We start from the raw sequence: 1,965 nt of genomic DNA on the forward strand, positions 1-1,965 counted from the left end.
GAAGTCGAAGCCGGCCGTGGCTAACCGACGGAACACGCCACCATCAGCATCATCCGGCCAATCTGCGACGAAATCTCTCATGCGGCCTAACGCCTAAGTTAAGCCGCGCCGCGTAGTGGAGCAAACCACATGGCAAGCTGTACCTGCCGTGTGGTTTGTGGAGCGAAGCGGTGTCGGCTTGAACGCATTGTTAGGCCACGCGCTGTTCATTCGTTGGATACAGGATCCCGTTGCGACCATATTACTGAGATGATCTTCCAGCCGTCCTCGGTGTGCACCAGATGCCACATCTCACGGCCCCAGTGGGCTTCCTCCCCATTGCGCAGAACGGAATAGTCAAAGTTCACGGAAGCGACCAATCCATCCGTATCTATGGTTACGTCCCGAAATACTTCCTCGAGCGATCCTGAATCAGCCGCGGTTGTCGCATCGATCATGGCGAGGTAGGTGTTCTCTGGCCACCTAACGACCCGGCTCGCTTCGGGTGCGAATTCCTTGAATCGGGCTACCCTTGTATCGTCGTCTACCATCTGCCAAGTCACATGCTCGGGCTTGTCAGAAAAGAAAAGTTCAACGAACGTTGCCTTGTCCTTATTGATGATTGAAGTACGGAACGCTTCCACAATCTCACGAATCGCTGCCACGTCTCGGGGTTCGTTATGGGCAGCTATTGCGGGTTGCAGGATGGCTGACAGTAAAACGAAAGTAATAAAGGCAAGCTTTTTCAGAGGTGACATGTGAATTCTCCGTGGCCTAACGCCTGAATTAAGCCGCGCCGCGAAGCGGCGTCGGCTTGAATGAACTGTTAGGCCTCAAGCTACACCCGCGGCTTGCGCACGACAAGCCAGATGCCGAGTGCCAATAAGGCCACACCGGTGGCAACGTGAAGTAGCAGTTGAGCGGTAGACGGTGTGGCACCAAAAGGGTTTGAGTCGTTGGCAAGTTGCGCGCCTTGCGGGTCAGCAACCGCCAACAAGCCGAAGATCACGATGCCTAGACCGAGCGCAGAGACCAGGTAGCCGATTGCCTTACCAACGAATCTCATGGTGCTTGCTCTTGAGGCCTAACGCCTGAATTAAGCCGCGCCGCGAAGCGGCGTCGGCTTGAATGAATTGATAGGCGCGCTACTCGTAGCCACGCCCAGCCCACAAGAAAGTAGCAAACAGCTGCCAAGGATTGCTTGGCTTGGGACCTGGGTGCTCGCCGAACGCAGAGTCCGCTGCCCACGCAGCCGCGCCTGTTAGGAAGTCTGCGATGGTCTGGTTGGCCCATTCTCCCTGAAACCCATCATTGGTGGGTGCGCGGGAATCGGCGGATTGGCGGTCTGCCACTAGCAGCTCAACGAAGCAAACGAATGAAGGCTCGTCCGAAACCGCCTCTAGAGATTCAAACAACTGATCGTTTGCCATGCGCGCCTAACGCCTGAATTAAGCCGCGCCGCGAAGCGGCGTCGGCTTGAATGAATTGTTAGGGCGCATCGGTGTGCCCAAGGACGGTCCCGTCTTGGACGTAGTAGATGATCTGAACGCCCTCATTCATGTCAGTGATCTCGAACTCCATCCGATGCGCGCAAAGGCAGGCTGTAGCCATGCCAGATGGCGATCGTGTGGGAAGCGACACAGTTGCAGCATTGCGCCACTCACGAAGCTCCGGATTGTCTGGGATATAAGCACAGTTGAGTTGAGCGGTGACGATGAGCGTAACTTTGTTGCCGTTACGGCTAGGCTTTAGGTGTGCTGCTTGCTCCAAGGGTGGAGCGTTGTCACAGAGCTCCTCGTCGGCAACTAGGACCACCGTGCCGGCACGGGCGGTACCGGACAGCAAGGCAACGACCAGTACCAACAACAAGATTGCACGATGTTTCATATGCGCCCTAACGCCTGAATTAAGCCGACCCGCGAAGCGGGTTCGGCTTGAATGAATTGTTAGCTGCCACCCACGATCTGGAAGTCAGCGATGTCCTCT

At 56.1% G+C, this 1,965-nt stretch carries 4 protein-coding genes; all 4 read right to left on the reverse strand.

What is annotated here, in order from left to right; translation table 11 throughout:
* Nucleotides 1-206 precede the first annotated feature (206 nt).
* Nucleotides 207-737 carry a nuclear transport factor 2 family protein gene (locus tag H0E84_RS05130; RefSeq protein ID WP_180677564.1) on the reverse strand — a complete coding sequence of 177 codons (531 nt, stop codon included), beginning with the start codon at nucleotides 735-737 and terminating at the stop codon, nucleotides 207-209.
* Between the two features lie 80 nt (nucleotides 738-817).
* Nucleotides 818-1,045: a DUF6199 family natural product biosynthesis protein gene (locus tag H0E84_RS05135; RefSeq protein ID WP_180677565.1), complete on the reverse strand. Its 228-nt coding sequence runs from the start codon at nucleotides 1,043-1,045 to the stop codon at nucleotides 818-820.
* Between the two features lie 79 nt (nucleotides 1,046-1,124).
* The gene (locus tag H0E84_RS20790; RefSeq protein ID WP_425600462.1) at nucleotides 1,125-1,409 is read right to left on the reverse strand and encodes a DUF7660 family protein; all 285 of its coding nucleotides are present in this window, start codon (nucleotides 1,407-1,409) and stop codon (nucleotides 1,125-1,127) included.
* A 58-nt stretch (nucleotides 1,410-1,467) separates the two neighbouring features.
* On the reverse strand, nucleotides 1,468-1,866 hold the full coding sequence (locus H0E84_RS05140) for a hypothetical protein (RefSeq protein WP_180677566.1): 399 nt from the start codon (nucleotides 1,864-1,866) through the stop codon (nucleotides 1,468-1,470).
* Nucleotides 1,867-1,965: the final 99 nt, after the last annotated feature.

Source organism: Luteimonas salinisoli (assembly GCF_013425525.1).
GTDB classification, from domain to species: Bacteria; Pseudomonadota; Gammaproteobacteria; order Xanthomonadales; family Xanthomonadaceae; genus Luteimonas; species Luteimonas salinisoli.